Annotated in this window: 1 protein-coding gene; it reads right to left on the bottom strand. The window is 31.9% G+C overall.

The features are described from left to right. Positions 1-952 (bottom strand): hypothetical protein (locus B2J69_RS23855; RefSeq protein ID WP_143806289.1); only part of this gene is annotated, 952 nt, incomplete at its 3' end. Positions 953-1131: the final 179 nt, after the last annotated feature.

Genomic DNA, 1131 nt, shown 5'->3' with positions numbered 1-1131 from the left:
ATTCCATTGCCAACTTAATTAAGCAGCCGCTTATTATAGTATAGTCTTTTAAGTGGGTTTTAGAACCGGACAAATATAGTAAATTTATTTTATCAGAAGTTTTTTCTTTGTATTTTTGGATTAACTGATTTTTAGATATAAAGTACTCAATGGGTAGTTTATTGTTTTCAATAATAATTTCGTCAACAAATTTTGAGAATTTATCACCTAGCTTTTTGGTTGATAGTATTAACTTCTCAGCCCCTAATAACATAGCGGAATCTTTTACTAAATTATTTTTCATGGAAGGGATATTGGCAATCCCTGACCGTACAGCGCCTTTTTCAAGGATAAACTCAGGGGTAAGTAAATCATCAAAGTTCATTGATATTTTAATATTAAGAACCTTGCATAAATTCATAAAATATTTTGTTCTTTTACTGTTAATTGAAGGCCGAATAAATACCATTTCGTTTGCTGAAAATATAGCCTTTAAAGCTACAACGAGTTCTGTTTCTTGATGGATTATTTGAGCATCTTTATTTCTTATTTCAGGAAAAAAACCGCGATAAAGAAATGAAGCGTTACTTTTCAAAGTGTCAAAAAAGATAATTTTTTGTGTTCCAGTGGCAAGCGTGGTTTTTTTTAAAGCCCGAAAATTAGGAGAGCAAAATTCTCTTTTTTCCTTATTGCCATATGTATAATAGTGGTATACAGGACAAAGGCCAGCTTGTTTGACATCTTGATATAGCTCAAGGTAAAGCCTCTGATTTAGCAGAATATTTTTTATGAACTCAAATGATAAGTCAGGCCTTAAAGCAACAAGATCACTCAAGAAAGTGTCATATTCACTTTCTTTAGGTGCTTCCTGCTTTTTTAATACAATGCTTCCCATTCTTACCATTATCCCCTTGGGATAGGCTAAGACAGCAGGTTTTTTATTGGGTGAAACTTTACTACTAATTATACTCATTAATGCCTCCACATCCGTACCAGAAAAGAAAACCATAAATATTACAAATTATATCACTAAAAAATAATTCGTAAACCATTTAGTCAAAGTAACAATGATGGATTATCATATTTGAAATAGTTTCAAGCGAAGACATATCGCATTAAGCGTCGGCGGATTTTTAGTTATGGTCACTAGGC

Source organism: Pantoea latae (assembly GCF_002077695.1).
Classification (GTDB): Bacteria; Pseudomonadota; Gammaproteobacteria; order Enterobacterales; family Enterobacteriaceae; genus Pantoea; species Pantoea latae.
The sequence above is the reverse complement of the archived record's forward strand: the minus strand, read 5'-3'. Positions and strand labels throughout refer to the sequence as shown.